Source organism: Maribacter sp. MS6, from assembly GCF_056839185.1.
The window spans coordinates 2,982,946-3,001,406 of record NZ_CM166389.1; the positions used below are offsets into that span (position 1 = coordinate 2,982,946).

At 38.5% G+C, this 18,461-nt stretch carries 16 protein-coding genes and 1 tRNA gene; 8 read left to right on the forward strand and 9 right to left on the reverse strand.

From position 1 onward, the window contains the following. The first annotated feature begins 15 nt into the window (after window positions 1-15). Window positions 16-1,419 (forward strand): hypothetical protein, encoded by a 1,404-nt coding sequence (locus MS6x_RS13020; RefSeq protein ID WP_482602727.1) that lies wholly within the window; start codon window positions 16-18, stop codon window positions 1,417-1,419. A gap of 118 nt (window positions 1,420-1,537) precedes the next feature. Here the strand turns inward: MS6x_RS13020 and MS6x_RS13025 are convergent. Together MS6x_RS13025 and MS6x_RS13030 are read right to left on the reverse strand one after the other, a co-directional pair. Then, a tRNA-Arg gene (locus tag MS6x_RS13025) sits at window positions 1,538-1,611 on the reverse strand. A 173-nt stretch (window positions 1,612-1,784) separates the two neighbouring features. Beyond that, a complete protein-coding gene (locus MS6x_RS13030; RefSeq protein ID WP_482602729.1) occupies window positions 1,785-2,243 on the reverse strand; it encodes a MarR family winged helix-turn-helix transcriptional regulator in 459 nt (152 codons plus the stop codon). Between the two features lie 110 nt (window positions 2,244-2,353). Between MS6x_RS13030 and MS6x_RS13035 the strand changes: the two genes are divergently transcribed. From MS6x_RS13035 to MS6x_RS13060, 6 genes are all read left to right on the forward strand, one after another. Further along, window positions 2,354-3,466, forward strand: a complete 1,113-nt coding sequence (locus MS6x_RS13035) for a pyridoxal phosphate-dependent aminotransferase (protein ID WP_482602731.1) — start codon at window positions 2,354-2,356, stop codon at window positions 3,464-3,466. Between the two features lie 63 nt (window positions 3,467-3,529). After that, a complete protein-coding gene (gene hppD, locus MS6x_RS13040) occupies window positions 3,530-4,663 on the forward strand; it encodes a 4-hydroxyphenylpyruvate dioxygenase (RefSeq protein ID WP_482602733.1) in 1,134 nt (377 codons plus the stop codon). Between the two features lie 242 nt (window positions 4,664-4,905). Continuing rightward, a complete protein-coding gene (locus tag MS6x_RS13045; RefSeq protein ID WP_482602735.1) occupies window positions 4,906-6,069 on the forward strand; it encodes a homogentisate 1,2-dioxygenase in 1,164 nt (387 codons plus the stop codon). A 46-nt stretch (window positions 6,070-6,115) separates the two neighbouring features. Further along, window positions 6,116-6,805: a DUF6624 domain-containing protein gene (locus MS6x_RS13050; RefSeq protein ID WP_482602737.1), complete on the forward strand. Its 690-nt coding sequence runs from the start codon at window positions 6,116-6,118 to the stop codon at window positions 6,803-6,805. Window positions 6,806-6,822: 17 nt separating this feature from the next. Continuing rightward, entirely contained in the window at window positions 6,823-8,061 is a 1,239-nt protein-coding gene (gene fahA, locus MS6x_RS13055) for a fumarylacetoacetase (RefSeq protein ID WP_482602739.1), read from the forward strand. A gap of 14 nt (window positions 8,062-8,075) precedes the next feature. Beyond that, window positions 8,076-8,975, forward strand: coding sequence for a flavin reductase family protein (locus tag MS6x_RS13060; protein ID WP_482602741.1), 900 nt, complete (start codon window positions 8,076-8,078; stop codon window positions 8,973-8,975). On the opposite strand, the gene MS6x_RS13065 is transcribed toward MS6x_RS13060, so the two are convergent. The 5 genes from MS6x_RS13065 to MS6x_RS13085 all read right to left on the reverse strand — a co-directional run bounded on the left by MS6x_RS13065 (window position 8,962) and on the right by MS6x_RS13085 (window position 15,830). Next, on the reverse strand, window positions 8,962-10,413 hold the full coding sequence (locus MS6x_RS13065; protein ID WP_482602743.1) for an aldo/keto reductase: 1,452 nt from the start codon (window positions 10,411-10,413) through the stop codon (window positions 8,962-8,964). The two genes, MS6x_RS13060 and MS6x_RS13065, sit on opposite strands and share 14 nt — an antisense overlap. Window positions 10,414-10,416: 3 nt before the next feature. Then, window positions 10,417-11,904, reverse strand: a complete 1,488-nt coding sequence (locus tag MS6x_RS13070) for an APC family permease (protein ID WP_482602745.1) — start codon at window positions 11,902-11,904, stop codon at window positions 10,417-10,419. Window positions 11,905-11,922: 18 nt separating this feature from the next. After that, window positions 11,923-13,569, reverse strand: coding sequence for a hypothetical protein (locus MS6x_RS13075; protein WP_482602747.1), 1,647 nt, complete (start codon window positions 13,567-13,569; stop codon window positions 11,923-11,925). A gap of 616 nt (window positions 13,570-14,185) precedes the next feature. Beyond that, complete coding sequence (locus tag MS6x_RS13080) at window positions 14,186-14,830, reverse strand: hypothetical protein (RefSeq protein WP_482602749.1); 645 nt, start codon at window positions 14,828-14,830, stop codon at window positions 14,186-14,188. 160 nt (window positions 14,831-14,990) lie between these two features. Beyond that, window positions 14,991-15,830 (reverse strand): universal stress protein, encoded by an 840-nt coding sequence (locus MS6x_RS13085; RefSeq protein ID WP_482602751.1) that lies wholly within the window; start codon window positions 15,828-15,830, stop codon window positions 14,991-14,993. A 120-nt stretch (window positions 15,831-15,950) separates the two neighbouring features. Between MS6x_RS13085 and trxA the strand changes: the two genes are divergently transcribed. Continuing rightward, entirely contained in the window at window positions 15,951-16,250 is a 300-nt protein-coding gene (gene trxA, locus MS6x_RS13090; RefSeq protein WP_482602753.1) for a thioredoxin, read from the forward strand. 103 nt (window positions 16,251-16,353) lie between these two features. Here trxA and MS6x_RS13095 read toward each other — a convergent pair whose 3' ends face one another. Both MS6x_RS13095 and MS6x_RS13100 read right to left on the reverse strand, forming a co-directional pair. After that, the gene (locus tag MS6x_RS13095; protein WP_482602755.1) at window positions 16,354-17,322 is read right to left on the reverse strand and encodes an ROK family protein; all 969 of its coding nucleotides are present in this window, start codon (window positions 17,320-17,322) and stop codon (window positions 16,354-16,356) included. A 117-nt stretch (window positions 17,323-17,439) separates the two neighbouring features. Next, window positions 17,440-18,267: a universal stress protein gene (locus MS6x_RS13100; RefSeq protein WP_482602757.1), complete on the reverse strand. Its 828-nt coding sequence runs from the start codon at window positions 18,265-18,267 to the stop codon at window positions 17,440-17,442. Window positions 18,268-18,461: the final 194 nt, after the last annotated feature.

An 18,461-nucleotide genomic window follows, 5' to 3' on the forward strand; every position in this document is an offset into this window, starting at 1 on the left:
TGTATCTTTAGTTATATGGATATACTAACTGCTTTCGAAAAGAATAATACTTTCCTTTCAAAGGATTTTAAAGGAATTATAGATGCAGATAAGAAGAATGGAAAAAAAAGCTCTTATTTCCCAGTAGATGAATTGGGTTTTAAATTTTTAATTTCTTTTCATTGGGAAAATGGGGATTTATCCCAGTCAATTACAGTGAGCCCCGATAATCGTATATCAGGTAGAAAATTAACCTTAAATTTTGATTCTCAGTACAAAAGTTTTTGGAGAAGATATATTATTGAAGAATTTAAGGTAGTAAGTGTTGCAATAAGTGGTTTTAATAAAAATGGTACTGAATTAAGTGAGTTATATTTTGGAGACTCAACAAAATCTATTAGTCTTTCAATATCTGAGACTCATGGAAATATACGTATAGAAGGTGCTCTTGAAGTTCAACTTGCGACAGTTAAGTCTCAAACAATTAATATCCAAGATTTAAACAGCTTAAAGCTTATTGATATACTAGGTTTTAGTCCAGGTTTACGCATTTCTCTAAATAATATTCAGAGTATAAATGCATATAATTTACATGCTTTGAAATTAGACCTGACTAAGGATATAATAAGCACAGAAATTATTAAATCGAAAATAGAAACTTTTCAATTGATTAATGTAAAGCTTGATAAAATTCAGCTTGTCGATTCATTTATTGGAAGTTTAACTGTTGATAACGCATTTAAAAAATCAGGTTTTGGGGAAGTTAGTTTTTGTAATACTGAAGTTGGTAAGTCATTTGATTTAAAAGAAGTTGTTGTAGTAGGTCCTCCCCGTAGATTTAATTTTTTCGAGATGTTTTCGAGGAAGAAAGATGGTGTATTTTTTAATATAAAGGATAAAAAATTTAACCCAAGTACTGTCACTGCAAGTGATGTTCAGTGGTTTTATAATGGAATTCAGAGTTCAAAAGAGTACTCTGAAGGAAAAAGAAGAGTAATAAATAAGTTTAAGAATTATCATACTAATAATAATGAAATATTGAACTCTCAGTTATTTCATTCATTTGAAAAAAAATGGTACCGTGAAAATAATCCCTTTAACTTCTCTCTATTTATAGCTTGGTTGTCTAACAACTTTGGACTCTCATTGAAATTACCTTTGGCATGGTTAGTATTTTTCATTTTAATTCAAAGCACAATTTTATTTTTCATTTCTGGCGATTGTCAAGCATTACTAATTGAGAGATGGGGTGTGTTTTTTAATCTTATAAACCCTACTCATAAAACTAGCATTTTTCTAGATGTTTTTAATGGTGATTGCTTACCTTCAAATATTTACACTAATCTTTTACCATTAATTGATAATGTCTTTAGAATTTTAATAGCATTTATGTTATTTCAATTTGCTAATGCATTTCGATATAAATACAAATTGAGATAAGTGATAAGCTTCTAAATAGTAAATTAAATTTTCATCAAAGTTTAATCCATTTTCTGCAAATTTTCTGCACAAAAAAAAGGGTTACACTAAATAATCATGTAACCCTTTGATTTAGAAGTGATGGCACTAGGATTCGAACCTAGGACCGCCTGCTTAGAAGGCAGGTGCTCTATCCAGCTGAGCTATGCCACCATTTATAAATGTGGGTGCAAATGTATTAAAAATTATATCCTTGTAAAACGAAAACGGTTCAAAAAACGCTATTAAATTAAAGGGATGCAAAGCTTGGTATATATCTAATGTTGTTTTCAAAAGTTATTTGAAATGTATTTCCTTGGAAACAAGTTAAATAGGACAGTATAATTTTAAGGTGTAGAAGAACGATTGCTTTCATATCTGTCGTAGTTTTCCCAAATTTCATCCAAAACTTTCAGAAAAATATCAAATTCTGCTTCACTAATGTTCTCTATGCTCATGGCACGGATTTCCTTGATCAGTGGCATCACACGCTGCATTAGCTCGTAGCCTTGAGATGTCATGCTCAGTTTAAAACGTTTTTGATCATCCCTGAAACGGGATTTTTTCAGGAGGCCTTTCTTGCACAAGCCGCTGATTACCCTGGAGGTCGTAGCTCTATTTCTAAAGTTCGTATTGCTTATTTCGGATTGGGAAGCATCGGCACCCAATAGATGTACACGTCTAAGAATTACCCATTGTTCTATGGTAAGATCAATATTGTTTTCGGAAAAAGCAACTATAAAGGTCGCTTGCACTTTTTTTAAAGTGCGGTCCAGATATACCCCAAAACCTTCAGTTCTATCCATAAATAAATGTGCTATGGCTCAAAAATAAGGAGAAAAAACAAAATATTGTTGTTGATGCAACAATATTGAAAATATATAGTAACTTTGGAAGGGATAATTTAGTTCAACCAATGATACAAAAACAGGATACAGATACGCCACATTTTAAAAGTTATATCCTTGAGGATAGCACTTATAAGGGCGGCGGTAAGAAAATAATGATGCCAGAAGGTGTTATGGTCCATAAATTATCCTCTAACGAAAATCCCTTAGGTTTTTCTGATAGGGCAAAGGAGGCAATTATTAATGCCACTAACGAACTAAGCTTATATCCTGATAATACGGATATCAGATTAAGAACGGCATTGGTTAAGGATTTTAATAATGAACTTTCTGCCGATCATTTTGTAACGGCAAATAGCGGGTCGGAGATCATAGATATTATTTCAAAAGTGTTTTTGTCAGAGGGCGATGAAATTATAGTATCCCAACCTTGTTTTTTACCCTATACCGCATTTACCCGATGGATGGGTGCCAAGGCGATAAATGTTCCCATGACGCCTGATTACGATTATAATCTAGATGGTATTGTAAGTGCAATTACATCAAAAACTAGATTGATATTTTTAGCATCGCCAAACAATCCCTCTGGAAATTACATTCCCCATGATGCTCTAAAGAATTTCCTTGACAAACTGCCAACCCATGTAATCGTAATCTATGATGAGGTGTACCGGCATTTTGCAGATGCTGATGACTATACGTCAGCTTTGCCCTTCATTAAGGAGGGCTATAGAATGATTGCCATCAACAGTTTTTCTAAAACCTATGGATTGGCAGGTCTTAGGGTAGGCTATTGCTATGCTCCATTGGAATTAAGCAACTATATTAGAAAGGTCTGCAAACCTTTTTTGTTGTCCTCGCTCGCCCTGGAAGGCGCTATTGCGGCCTTGGAGGATATAGATTTTGTGGAACGTACCGTTGCTCTTGTACAAAAGGAGCGTAAGTATGTGTTGAACGGCTTGCAGGAATTGGGTATTAAACATTGGCCTACCCAAGGTAATTTTGTTTTGATAGATCCTCCTATGGAAGATTTGAAATTTACTTCGGTAATGGAGCAACAAGGTATTATGGTTCGTCCGGTAGGTGTCTTTGGCGCTCCAGGAAGGGTTCGTATTTCTTTTGGGGTAAGAGCGGCGAATAAGGCCATGCTTGCTGCTATTAAAACCGTGTTAAATGATTAAATATTCAGGTATTATTATATAATTTTAAATAACATGTTGCTTGTGCAACAATAAACAAAAAAGATGGATACGACTACCTTACCAAAACTACATGAGAACGCTCAAGACTTTATGCCTATTAACGGTACAGATTATTTAGAGTTGTACGTTAGTAATTCTAAACAGGCGGCTCATTTTTACAAGACCGCTTTTGGATTTCAGTCATTAGCTTATGCTGGCTTAGAAACGGGACTTAAAGATCGTGAGAGTTATGTGGTAGTTCAGGACAAGATTCGTTTGGTGTTAACATCGCCTTTAAAGAGCGGAACGGAAATAGGAAAGCATATAGACGATCACGGCGACGGTGTAAAAGTTGTTGCGTTATGGGTAGATGATGCTACGTACGCCTATAACACTGCCATGGAAAAAGGAGCTAAATCCTACATGGAACCAAAGACAGAAGAGGACAAAGATGGCACCGTGGTTCGTTCAGGAATATATACCTACGGAGAAACTGTCCATATTTTTGTAGAGCGTAAGAATTACAAAGGTACATTTTTGCCGGGCTACAGAAAATGGGAAACGCCAGATTACAATCCTTCATCTACAGGTTTAAAATTTGTAGATCACATGGTTGGTAACGTGGGTTGGAACAGAATGAACGAATGGGTAGATTTCTATGCCAATGTTTTAGGTTTCACACAGATTTTGTCTTTTGACGACAAGGATATTTCTACGGATTTCACAGCGTTGATGAGCAAGGTGATGAGCAATGGGAACGGTAGAATCAAATTTCCGATAAACGAGCCTGCCGAAGGAAAGAAAAAATCACAAGTAGAGGAATATCTCGATTTTTACGAAGGAGAAGGTATTCAGCATATCGCGGTAGCTACCGATGATATCATAAAGACGGTTAGAGAATTAAAAAGTAGGGGAATAGAATTTTTAAAAGTTCCTGACACCTATTATGACGTAGTGCTAGATCGTGTAGGTAAAATTGATGAAGATATCGCTCCCTTAAAGGAATTGGGTATTTTGGTTGATCGCGATGATGAAGGTTACTTGTTACAAATTTTCACTAGACCTGTAGAGCCAAGACCTACAATGTTCTTTGAAATTATTCAGAGAAAGGGCGCACAGTCATTTGGAAAAGGTAACTTTAAAGCACTATTTGAAGCCATTGAGCGCGAGCAAGAGCTTAGAGGTACGTTACATTAAAGCACAGTTTCAGGTTTAATGTTCAAGGTTTCAAGGTTGAAATAATAGTAAGAAGTAAAAAGTAATTAGTAGGAAACATATAGTAAAAAGTAGTCAAAAAGAATTAATACGTAAAAAGTTGGTAGAGAAAGTGTTTGAGTAGTTGTATATATTTCACTTTTCACTTTTCACTTTTCACTTGATTTTGTATTTGAATTTGATTTTTCTGTTTGAACTTGATACTTGAACCTAAAAAATAAAAAATGCCCATATACCACAACTTAGGAAAGTTCCCGCAAAAGCGGCACACACAATTTGAAAAACCAGATGGTAGTTTGTATTATGAGCAGCTGTTTGGTACCATTGGTTTTGACGGTATGTCTTCTTTGCTTTACCATGTTCACCGACCCACACAGGTAAAGGAAATAGGGGAGGCCATAGATATGACACCTAAGATTGCCGTGGCCAAGAACATTGCCTCGCGCAAGCTTGTTGGTTTCGACGTTGCCCCTAAAGATGATTTTCTGGATGCTCGTGAACCCATGATGGTAAATAGTGATGTGCTTATCGGTCTTGCAGCTCCAAGAAAATCCATGACATCCTATTTTTACAAAAACGCCGATGCGGATGAGATGCTCTTTATCCATAAAGGAACAGGAACCCTAAAGACATTCTTGGGAAATATTCCCTTTGAGTATGGCGATTATTTGATTATTCCCCGGGGGATGATTTATCAGATACAATTTGATACGGAGGACAACCGTATTCTGTATTCAGAGTCGGCACACCCTATATATACACCAAAACGGTATCGGAATTATTTTGGACAATTGTTGGAGCATTCTCCCTTTTGCGAGCGCGATTATAAGTTGCCACAAGATTTGCAGACACACGACGAGAAAGGTGAGTTTATAATAAAAATAAAGAAACAGGGCCTATTGCACCATTTGGTCTACGCCACACATCCATTTGATGTCGTGGGCTGGGACGGGTATAATTATCCTTACGGATTTTCAATCCATAATTTTGAACCCATTACGGGGCGTGTCCACCAACCGCCACCAGTGCATCAGACTTTTGAAACAAATGCTTTTGTTATTTGTTCGTTCTGTCCAAGGTTGTATGACTATCACCCAAAATCAATTCCTGCGCCCTACAACCATTCTAATATAGATTCCGACGAGATGCTGTATTATGTGGATGGCGATTTCATGAGTAGAACGGGTATTGGTCCAGGTTATATCTCGTTACACCCATCAGGTATTCCTCATGGTCCCCACCCGGGAACGTACGAAGCCAGTATCGGGAAAACTAAGACCGAAGAGTTAGCGGTAATGATAGATACCTTTAAACCACTTCAACTTACGGAAAATGCAATGAAGATTGATGATGGGAAGTATTTTAAGTCCTGGTTGGATAAAGATTAAGCTATTAAAAAAGGAATTTTACTCTGCGATTGAACTGGGAATATAGATGAAAAAGTTTAAGATTGCTTTAGTATTGATTTTGTTGACGAATATTTATTGTAAGGAAGCAAAAAAATCTCAACTTCAACAGGATAGAATTAATGTGGAGCTACAAACAAAACTGAACACCATTTTACTGAAAGATCAAGGAATCCGGGAACTAATAAGCGAAAATTTAACCGATAGCCGAAAAGCTGAGCTGCTAGCCCAGCTTAATCTTCAAGAAACTGATATTGAAGGTAATCGCATATTTGCCTTAATGCGGCAAATGGATAGTATCAATAGTATTGAAATTGAAAAGATTGTAAAAGAATTTGGATACCCTGGTAAATCATTGGTTGGCGAACCTGCAAACAAAGCCGTTTTCTACGTAATACAACACTCCGATAAAATTGAGGAGTACTTACCCTTAATCAGAAAAGCTGCCGAAAACGGAGATATCGCTAAGACTTCTTTGGCTATGATGGAGGATAGGTATTTAATGAATAAGGGCATTGAGCAAGTTTATGGTACACAGATAAAGGGCCAAGCAAATAAAAACGGGGATTGGATATACTTCTTATGGCCACTTAAAAATCCCGACTCGGTAAATAGTTGGCGAAAACAAGCCGGGTTCAATCAAAGTATTGAAGAATATGTCCAAGAGATGGATGTGGAATATAAATTATACAAGATTAATGAGCTTAAAGATTTATAAAATTAAAAAATAAGATCATGAAAAAACTTACATCTTGGCTGGATATATCGGCCGATTCGGATTTTAGTATATACAACCTTCCTTTTGGTATCTTTTCAAAGAAAAAGAAAGGAAAAACGAGGGCTGGTATTGCCATAGGAAATCAGATAGTGGATTTGGCCGCCTTGGCCCAAGCAGAATTGATAGACGTTTCCCCTTATGTCTTTAGGCAATCGACCTTGAATGAGTTCATTGCCTTAGGAAAGGAAGTAACGAACAAAGTACGTTTGGATGTGCAAAAGCTCTTAGTGGATGAAAATTCGCCCTTAAAGGAAAAACCTGAAATTTTGGTCTCACAAGCCGATGTTCAAATGCATCTTCCCATTCATATTGGCGATTATACCGATTTCTATTCCAGTATAGAACATGCTACCAATGTAGGTAAAATGTTCCGTGATCCCGAGAATGCGCTCTTACCTAACTGGAAACATATTCCGGTGGGCTACCACGGAAGGGCATCTTCTATAGTGGTGAGTGGTACACCTATTAAAAGACCAAAGGGACAAGTAATGCCTAAAGATGCTACAGAACCCGTCTTTAGACCTTCCGCTAGGTTGGATTTTGAACTGGAAATGGGATTCATCACGGGAAAAAACACCCAATTGGGAGATAGTGTGTCAACTGCCGATGCGGATGATTATATTTTTGGCTTGGTACTATTCAATGACTGGTCTGCACGTGATATTCAAAAATGGGAGTATGTGCCTTTGGGCCCTTTTTTAGGGAAGAGTTTTGGTTCTTCCATGTCACCATGGATTGTTACGCTAGAGGCCTTGGCCCTTTTTAAAGTTGCCGGGCCAAAGCAGGACCCTAAAGTATTACCGTATCTAAAATACACAGGAAAAAGCAACTATGATATTCAGTTAGAAGTTGGATTGAAGCCAGAAAAATCCGAAGAGAGTATCGTTAGCACTTCCAATTTAAAGTATATGTATTGGAACATGCAACAACAGTTAGCGCACCATACCATTAACGGTTGTAATATAAATGTAGGTGATGTTATGGCGTCTGGGACAATATCCGGTAAGGATGAAAGTTCCTATGGATCTATGTTAGAAATTTCTTGGGGCGGAACAAAGCCGGTTACCTTAAAAGATGGCGGTACACGTACTTTTATAGAGGATAACGATACGGTAATCATGCGAGGATTTGCTGAAAAGGACGGAATCAAAGTCGGATTTGGTGAAGTGAGCGGTAAAATTTTACCAAGCGATTAATCTAGAATACATAGATGAATAAAAAAATAAAAACCATATCCCCTTCGGATATCTCACAGCCAGAACTGCATAGCTATCTGCTATCAGCAGTGGCACCAAGGCCCATCTGTTTTGCGAGCACGGTAGACAAGGAGGGCAATGTAAACTTAAGTCCCTTCAGTTTTTTTAATGTCTTTAGCTCCAATCCGCCAGTGCTAATTTTTTCCCCTGCCCGTAGTGGTAGAGATGGTAGTATGAAGCATACGCACGAGAATGTTTTGGAAGTGCCGGAAGTTGTTATTAATATCATCAATTATCCTATGGTAGAACAGATGTCGCTCTCCAGTACGGCCTATGACAAGGGCGTAAATGAATTTGTAAAAGCAGGATTTACACAGATAAAGAGTGATGTAGTTGCCCCGCCAAGAGTAGGGGAGGCTCCCGTATCTATGGAATGTACCGTAACCCAGATTATCCCTTTGGCTGACGCCCCCGGTGCCGGAAATCTGATTTTAGCCAAAGTGGAGCGCATGCATATTCAGGAGGAATATTTAGATGCAAACGGACAATTAGATACTCAAAAACTAGATTTGGTAGGCCGTATGGGTGGCAGTTGGTACACGCGATCTAGTGGCGACTCCCTGTTTGAAATACCTAAGCCTTTGCGTACAAAAGGTATTGGGGTAGATAGTCTCCCAGAAGCTGTTGTTAAGAGCACGGTACTTACAGGAAACAATTTAGGGCGTTTGGGTAATTTAGAAAGACTGCCAACCCAGGCGGAAATTGAAACTATTTCTGCTCACCCGAATGTTATTGGTCTACTCGCTGATAACAAAAATGATAAATCAAATTCCAAAGTTCATCAACTTGCCCAAAAATGGTTGGAAGAAGGTAAGGAAGAAGATGCGCTGGCCTTATTGTTTAGTTTTGCATAAACGCCTCCGCTTCAATCTCGACTAAATAACCTTCACCCACAAGCTTTGCCTCCACTAAAGTATTAGCAGGATTAATGCCGTTAAAGCGTTCACCATGTGCCCTAGCAATGGGTTCCCAATCAGCAATGTTATTAACAAAGATCCGTGTGCGTACCACGCTGTCCAATGTGGTTTCAAAAGTCTGCAATACTGCTTCTATTTTATCAATGATAAAGTGGGTCTGTGCTGCGGCATCGGAACCTCCGATCATCTTGCTGCCATGTGTAGCTGTAGATCCAGAGATATGAATCCGGTTCCCTTCTTTTACCGCTCTAGAATATCCGGCATAGGACTCCCATTCCGTTCCGCTAAAAATCTGCTGTCTGGTTTCTGTGATGTTTGTAATCTTAAATGGTTTTGGGATGTCCTCTAAGTGATGGCTTAGATCACCGGAGGCTGTTAAAAAAGGCGGTTTCCTATATTCATCACCACAGTTGCCCGGAATAGGTTGGAGGTTCCTTAGCGCTTCTTTTAGTATGGTAAGATCTTCAGGAGTCAAATGAATCTGTAGCATTTTTTTGTTATCGGTGATATGATTTCTTTCCCCAAGTCTTGCACCTACAATAACGGCGGCCACGTTCGGATTTTCCAACACATATCTAGTGGCAATATTAGCTATGGAAACACCGTGTTTATTGGCTACTGTCTTTACAGTTTTAAGAAGGTTTTGATACTTCTCCCATCCGCCAGCAGCGTCAATAAATCGTTTGTATTTCATTTGTGACCATGTGGTCAGTTCGCCGTCGGAGGGTTCCTTTTTATCAAGCCATTTGTCCGTTAAAAATCCGCCGGCCAAGGTGCCAAACGCAAATAACTTCACCTTATATTCCGCACAAACAGCATTCATTTCTAAAGTTGCCCTTTGATCTAACAACGAATAGCAAATTTGATTGCTTACAATAGGAATACCGCTAGCACAGGCAATTCGCAAATGTGCAGCATCAAAATTGGTTACCCCAATATGTTTTATTAAACCTTCTTCTTGTACCGTTTTTAGATGAAAGAGCCCATCTAACCAGCTTGGGTCCGGATAGTTCCAGGCATGGAACTGCATAAGATCTATGCTGGTTTGTTGCATGCGCTCCAAAGCAGTTTGTACAGCTTTCCGAACGTCTTCCAAGGAAATAGGCCCTGGTTCGGGTACCCATTTGGTGAATAATTGAACCTTGTTGCCTAAAGGATTGGTATTCTTAAATGTTCCCGTTATTATTTCACTAGAACCATAATGATCGGCCATATCAAAGGTGGTGAATCCTTCTTCTACATACGGTTGCATATGTGTTGCAGTGGTTATTGGATCTAAGCTATTGCCATCTCTTTCCATATCGGCAATTTGCCATAACCCGGTAATGATTCGAGATATTTCCAAACCTGCTGCGAGTTTGCTTTTTTCTGTCATATCTTATTCTTCTGGTAGTGTTTTGAAAATCGTATTCGGGTTTATGCCTTTGCGCTTAAGTTGTTTCCATTTCAATAAAAATAACAAGCTTGCCATCCCCATAACAATAAGCCAAATTGGGGTGGAGTGGAAGTACCATTCTTCTATTGTAGAGGTCATATCTTTGTATGTGTGTATTATCAAAAATAGTAAGAGAAAAACTATTCCAAACCATCCAATGATAAGTTGAAGTGACCTACTTTTAAATATTTTGACTCTATCTGCCAGCTGTTTATTCACCTTGGGAAGTGTGATTAGGGTCATGCACATCAATAGGAAATTGACCATCATAGAGGTGACCATAATGTCGATGCCAAGAAAAAAATCGCCTGCAAAGTGAGAGCCAAATACGCCAACACTGGCCATAAGTCCTGCTAATAATAGAGCAACATTGGGCGTGTGGTATTTTTTGTGGATATGAGTTATGAAATTTGGGAAGATGCCGTCTTTTGCCCATGCAAACATTAAACGAGAAACAGAAAGTAACATTGCGGGCAGGTCGTTGATTAATGCAATAGTGGCACCTAATAAAATCGCTATCCCAAGACCGGAAGGCAATACATAGCTGAGAAGGCCTGGTGCGGAAATATCTTTTCTCAACGATTCTTCAGCAATATAGCTCCATGGTATGGTATGGTATACAGCCGAGGCGAAGAGAAAATAGAAAAGACCAACAGAAGTAATGGATAGTAAGATAGCCCTAGGTAATGTTTTTGTTGGATTTTTCGCTTCACCGCCAGCTTGGGCAATGGAATCAAAACCGATAAAGCTAGAAAACAGTAAAGCCGCTGCCGAAAGAAAAATATGCCAATCAAAATTGGCGTCTTCGATAGGAATAAAAGTCCTGTTTTCGCGCGCTTCTAAAGCGGCAATAAAATCCGAGGGAGCGAAATAGTATCCGGCAACAATTACAATGCCTCCTAAGAAAAACATGAGGAACATCATAGGCAGTAGGGTAATCGCATAAGATTTTGCACCTCTACTATTTACCCCAACAAAGCACCAAATAAGTAAAAGCGCCAATGAAATTCTAATCCAACCTTGTTCCAGTGTTCGCGATAGTCCCACCCATCCCAATTCAAAAAAAATATCCCGAATAAAGGGTACGGTGATATATGCGATAACTCCGATAACAATGGAGAGCCCGAACCATTGTGAAAAACTTGCTACAAATCCTAAATAGGGATGCAGTCCTCTGCTTGCATAGATATAACTTCCACCGGCCCTTGGCATGGCCGAGGCGAGAATTCCGTAGGCCAACGCTGCAAAAATAGCGGGTACAGCTGCAAAGGCGAAGGCATATAATACATAAGGCCCAATACCTGGGACATTTTTTTGAATCATAAACGGTACTACGTTTATGGAAGCACCCAACATGGAACACACACCGGTTGCAGTTAAAGCAAGAAGACTTAATTGTCTAGAAAGTTTTGGCGTTTTAGTTAAGCTCATTACAAATAGCAGGTATGCTTAATCGAAAATAGAACGTAAATGTTCCTTGTCTCCCGTTAGTTGCCATTGCCCCAAACTGATAGGGATATTTCCTATGCTATTCAATCCGTCAAAAAAGGATTTGAGTTTAAATTCGGTTCCCTCGCTTTCTAGTTTTCTAGCGTACTCTGCCAAGGCCTGTTCCACTAAATATTTGCCCGTGATATAGCTAGTACCATATCCTGGTTGTCTTAAGTAAAGGTGTTGTTCAAATAGCAAGAGTTCTTTCTCTGTTTTCATCCATCCTCTTGGGGTATAGTTAGAGTGTATTTTTCCAGCTTCTTCCATAGTCATTTCATTTGCGTGGGCATATAACGAGCCAAGTCCACGGGCCGCACGTTGGGCAATCATTATATAAACAATTTCTCGTACGTGCGGACTATCCTCATACAAACCCGCTTGCATAAAAAGTTCTTCAACGGCTGTAGCCATACCTTCGTTTCGCGAATCGAAAATATTATATAACAATGCGTCTTTTCGAATACTGTTTTTATGTGGTTCGTTATCCATACGGGCGAGTTCAAACCAGTGGTAAAAGTGAGAGAAAAGCGGTCTGGGGTCGTAGTGTGCGGTTATCCAGAAAAAATTACGGGTTTCCTTTGGTACAAATTCCCCATAATGCGCCCTTAATGCCGGATCAAAATAATCCTTTACGGTTACAATGTCCTCTTTCTCCAAAAACTCCAGAAGGCTATTTGCCGCTTTTACGTTAAGGAGCTTGTAGGCTTCTGGCGTAGCGGCGTCGGTCAACGGGGGTAGATTTCTATTACGGTGTTCTTCCAGTTTAAGACCTGTCCAAGCTCGCGTAAGTTCTCTTTTTAAAAGTAAAACTTCGTCTTCCCAAGTCAAAGGTACCAAGTGTACGTTTTGTTGATACCAGGTGTAATTGTCCTTGCCAATTCCGGAAGGTCCGGTTTTCGTTGGCGCTTGTTCTTCTAACCAAGTGGCCAAATCTTGGGTAGCCAAAATGGCTTCATCTATTGCTTTTAGAATTTGCCTATCTTTTTCTATGCCTGATTCGTTTTTTAAGTTTTCTAAATCGGATATCTGGGTTTTAATGTCTCGTATACCTGCAATCCAAAGGTCTTTCGCATTCCCTGTTAAATTGATTTTAGCCTGTGCGTTCAAGGTGGGGATTACTTGAAGTTCCGCCAAAAATTGTTTTCTTTTATCCTTGGAAAGCGGAAAATCATACTGCCAGACTTCTAAAACGGCATGGTGCGTTGGTCCTTCGTGAGCCGGTACATCGCTTCGGGAGGTCCAAATGGTTTTGTAAAATGCCGGATCCCGCTCCCACGATTTTAAAATCCGTTGGTTAAAATCATAACCGTTCATCTCGGCTTTTACAATTTGCCAGTCTACTTGTTTGCTTACAGGCCACGATGCTATAGATATAGAGTTTAGGCGTTCTTGAAGTAGCTTAAAATCTGTGCTCCTATTCGTAAAGGTAACCGTGCGGTAGTCAGGTGCTCCTTGGTGCAAAGGTGGTATTTCGAAAGCACGCCAGTCTTTAAATAATTGTTCTAGTTCTTGGTAGGATTCAGTTTTCTCCTGCCCGTAGGAAGAAACGGAACTAAATAGGAATAATATAAAGATCCTAGCGAATGTGTTTATAGAGAATGTCATAGTTCTATTTAAATTTTGCAAAAGATAGGGTATTCAGGTCTCTTTTAAAAGGATATAATTATTTGATGTAGTAATGTAAAAGAGTGTACTACCAACTTTTTAATTTGGCTATTATTTAATTGAAAATGCGTTTTACCATAAACTAGGTAGCCAAAGATTACACCTTACATTAGTCTACGTAGGAATAAAGTTAATAGGTTGTAGGTTTTTATATAAAAATATATCTTTAGCCTCTTTTAAGTTCAACTGTTTCATTAACTCATAGTTCCCTCATGGCTAAAATTGAAATAACTGGTTCTCCCGAGGAACTGGAAAGAGTAAGTACATTTTTAAAGAATAATAATATTAAATTTAAGATTAGGAATGATTTCGGAAATCATTCCAATGAAGATCTTGAAAAGTATAGTCTATTGATGGAAAAGTTCAATTAGGCATCAAAATAATTATTAAAACTAAATTTCAGTTTTATAAATGATTGAAGAAATTGAAATTTTTTGTGTCATTAAAACGATGGAAATAGGAGCTTAATTCTGGTTTTTGTCACAAACATGGATAGACTTTCATTACATGATTGACTATATATCACCAATCAATCAACAAACAGCAACAGATCTTATCATATATCAAGAGAATAGAAAATTATATCTTGTTCTTCCATAGCTTCTACGATGAGCTTTATGTAGGTATTTATGGTTTTATTGAAATTTTTCGGTTCAGTTATATCAATCCCTGCTTTCCAAATGGTTTCACGTTCCTTACCAACGCAAATACAGTAAAGTGCAGTTTCTGCGTGGAATACTGTGTAGTTGTCATAGTAGCTGCCCTCATAAAAAATAGCTTGATGGCTTAAATAGTCATCACTAAATGTGTTAAGAAACCGATCCGTATCGGCAAGCTTAGTGCGTAGTGTTTTTTTATTTTCAGATCCTATAATCTTGGTAAAGAGAATAGCATCAAAATCCTTGTCCAATAATTGTTCCTCAACTTCGCTAAGTTGCTTTTCCGATTGTTCTGTTGTGGTAAAATTAACATCAAACAGGTCTATACTTCTGACGGCTTCTACATTTCTCTTTCGGAATTCGTTCTGTAATTTAGTCTCAAAATCTTCCCTTGCGGACTCATTCTCTGTCATCCCAACGATAAGTACCTTATAGGCATGGAATAAGACTGTATCCGGATCTTTCCAGTTGCTTACAAGTTTTGCGGAGGAACAACTCCACATAAAGCTCACGACTGTTAGTAGTATACTGATTTTTCTCATTAATTCATTTTTAATAAAACGGTGATAAATCTTACTATTTTCTTCTCTACGGTTAACAGATTTCTTAGACTGGTATATCTTTTTAAAAGTTGTTGGTTGGAACGTAAGCTAAAGACTCAAAAAACTGTTTGGCCAACATCTAAAAATAACTTTGGTAGTACTATAAATCCGGTAGTACCATAAACGGAATAGTGATATGAAATCCTATTTTTTTAATGATGGGCTCGATAAACAATCGTTCAATGAATGTGTGTTTGTTCTGCACCATGACCAACATATTCATTTTATGTTTTAACTGAAAGTTGTTGATAGCCGTTATAATCTCTTGGTTACGCACATCATGGAAATTATGGGCGATACCCTTAAGTTTCTTTTCCAGTTTTACTTGATTTTTTAGCTGTTTTTCGTTAAGCTCATAACCGTTGGAAACGTGTAATACTTCAATACTGGAAACATGTTGCTGTGCAATGCTAATTAGCATCTTTAATGGTGCTGTTTTAAAGTCTACTTCATAGTCGGTCGGGAATAAAATTTCCTTAGGTACCTCATAGTCAAAATTGGGCGGTACGGCAATCACGGGGCATTTGGCTCTCTTTATTATGTCAACAGTATTGGTGCCGAACAATATCTCCTTTGCTCCGGTAGCCCCTGTGGTGCCCATCACTATCAAATCTAGCTTTTCGGCGGTTACCATTCTGGTAATTTCACCTGTTAGGGTATTTAAGCTCGCAATACAGCTAAACGTGTGCTTGTCGTTTGCGTGTTCTTTTTGTATTCTTTTTTTTAGTTGAGTTAAATTTTCTACTGCAGCTTCACGTATAACATCTCCGAGACCAATAAGGCCAGGACTCCCTACTAAATATTCTGCATGGTATACCGGTGGCATATACGTATGCAAAAGATAAAACTTGGATTCCATGTCCTTGAATGTTCTTAGAGCATATTTGATAGCCTCATAGGAGTTTTCCGAAAAATCTGTTGGAAGGAGTATACGTAGCATATTCAGTAATTTTATAGATTGAATACTCAAAGCTAGGTGTAATCAGTATAAAAAACCATGATATTGGTCAGTTTATAACATCGTAAATTTTGTAATTTTCAATTTTAATAAAAGCAAAGTATGAAAGGTAAATTTGATACGTTAATAGCATCTGAAACTCCCGTATTGGTAGATTTCTTTGCAGAATGGTGCGGTCCTTGCAAAACGCTTGCTCCCATTTTAAAATCTGTGAAGGACGAGTTGGGCGACGCCGTGAAAATAGTAAAAATCGATGTAGACAAAAATCAGCCTTTGGCCGGTAAATATCAGGTTAGGGGAGTGCCTACAATGATACTTTTTAAAAACGGAAAACAGTTATGGCGAAAGTCAGGGGCATTGCCAAAGCATGAGATTGTTGAGGCGATAAGGGATGTTTCCTAGGGAATAATTACTTCGCTTGATTTTTTGGATGAAGTAAATCCTAGATATAGGATATTATGACAACTAAAATGTGGTTAAAAAAAGTATATACGAAGCCCAAAACTTACAATCCTAACCCTTGCCACGCTAGCGCCGCAGGTCCTAAAACAGCTTCCTCACTAGTAGATTTCGAAAGTATTATGCGGACTTTACCCTTGTAAGCTCCGAATAATGCCGTTTCCATGTGTTTTGTCAGTGGTTTCAAGAATAAGTCTCCAGCCTGACTAAGCCCTCCGGCAATAATAAATGCTTCCGGTTCTAAATGGGCTACGGTATCGGCCATTTTACTGCCTAAAATTTTGGCTGTTCGTTCAAACGCCTCCAATGCTATGCTGTCACCCGAATGCGCTGCCTTGGAAATATCCTTGCCGGTAAGGTCCTCAAAACTATAGGATCGCAGAATTGATTCCGCATTACTCTCGGACAAAAGTTCAAAAACTGTACGTTTGATACCGGTGACGGACGCGTAAGTTTCCAAGCATCCTTTTAGTCCGCAGTTACATTGCCTTCCTTCGGGTACAACGTTTACATGACCTAGTTCCCCTGCCATGCCGTGTTCTCCATAAATAAGTTTTCCTTCATTGATAATGCCGCTACCCAAGCCAGTCCCAAGGGTTAATACAACGAAATTCTTCATGTTTTTACCCTTACCAAAATACAGTTCTCCTAATGCGGATGCATTAGCATCGTTGGTCATAAAAACGGGTCGGTCAAGAAGTTCTTTTACCATTGCTTTTACGGGTACCGTAGATCCCCATTTAAAATTGGGTGGATGTATCATTTGCCCCGTTTTAAAGTTGGCATTGGGTGCACCAATTCCAATGGCTACTATAGAAGAGCTTGAGCCTAAAGAGGTCGTCAAATGTGCTAATTCTTTTTTTAATTGTGCCTTAAAGAGAGCAAAGGCTTGGTTTGCTCCGGTATTAAACAAATTGCTTGCCACTATGTTACCGTTACGGTCTACCATACCTAGTTTAGTAAAGGTGCCGCCAATATCCAGAGCAAAAACTGTTTCTTTTGAAATGTTATCCATGGTCAATATGCTTTAATATCCTGCCAAGAATTCAGCCGTTGTTTTAACATCTAATAGTGTTGGTTAGCTTAATTTAAAAAATACGGTAAATGGCAGCAAAGTTGTTTAGGAATTACCTCATTTAGGAAGTGGCAATACCAATAACGGCACTGTTGTTTGGAAGGCCATATTTTTAACTACCGCCTCATGGGTCAATTTCTCCAAAAAGCTATGCCAGTAATCTATAATAGAGACCATGCCAATGCTTTCGTGCGCTTCAACCTGAGCACGAATTTGGGTAGCTATTTTGTCTTTTTTATTCAGTTCCACAATCTCAAAAGGAATGTCGCCCAAGCGTTCTGTCAGCGTTTTTTTGGCGGTTGTTTTTTGTGGACTTTCTTTTTCAGCTGTTTTAATATGTAAGACACGAATTTTGGAGTTCCAGAGCTTCGCCAGCCGTAACATGGGACGTAATTCATATTTATCGTATACGTGTTCATAACCGGTAGCAAAGAGTAGTTCTTTTGGAACGGCGAACCGATAATTGGCAGGTACTGCAATTATAGGACAGAAATCGATTTTACTAATAATGTCTACCGTGTTACTGCCCATGAAAACACCTTTTAGCCCGCTTGCACCCTGCGTTCCCATTATGACGAACCGGATGCTGTGATCCAGAACGGTTTTACCAATAGCTTTCGGCAGCGAATTTGGCAAGGAAATAGCCTTGAATACGTGCTCCGGATTCTGCTGTTCTCCTGTAATTCTATTGACAACTTTTGCCAATTCTTTTTCAGAGGCTTCTTTTGCAATTTTGAAAAGTTTGGATTCCGAATCGCTAATGCCTGTCTGGAATACGTTTAGGATATAAAACGTGCACAGTTCTTTTTTAAAAAGCTCTGTGGCATACCGCAAGGCGTTGTATGCATTTTCTGAAAAATCGGCAGGAACGAGTACGTTGGTCATGATAGTTTTTTGTCAAGTTGAAAGTAAATGTTTTTTAATCTTTATCTAGGCAATGGCACATGCTTAGTATCAAAATAATCAAAGTTGTCGTCAAGTCGTGTTTGGATTGCGAAAAGATTGTAATAACTGGGCGACATTTTTCCTACATGTACTCAAAAATAGGAGCCGTACAAAGCATAAAAAATGATATTGGT